General features: G+C 61.5%; 1 protein-coding gene. It reads left to right on the forward strand.

Features of this window, described 5'->3' with window-relative positions; all coding sequences use genetic code 11:
• Nucleotides 1-221, forward strand: a 221-nt coding sequence (locus AC2ETI_RS32870) for a phosphopantetheine-binding protein (RefSeq protein WP_483635084.1), incomplete at both ends; no start/stop codon positions are given.

The following is a 221-nucleotide window of genomic DNA, read 5'->3' on the forward strand; positions in this document are numbered from 1 at the left end:
GGTTTGGATGATGATTTCTTCGCGCTCGGTGGTAATTCGCTGATTGCGACGCAGGTGACGTCTCGGTTGGGTCAGGCGTTGGATGCTTCGGTGTCGGTGCGGGAGTTGTTCGAGGCGTCGACCGTTGAAGGGCTTGCTGCCCGACTCGGTTCTCGTGTTGGTGGTGGTTCGCGTGCGGCGTTGACTGCGCAGGTGCGTCCGGCGCAGGTGCCGTTGTCGTT

Source organism: Rhodococcus sp. MurmanLake-1 (assembly GCF_056945715.1).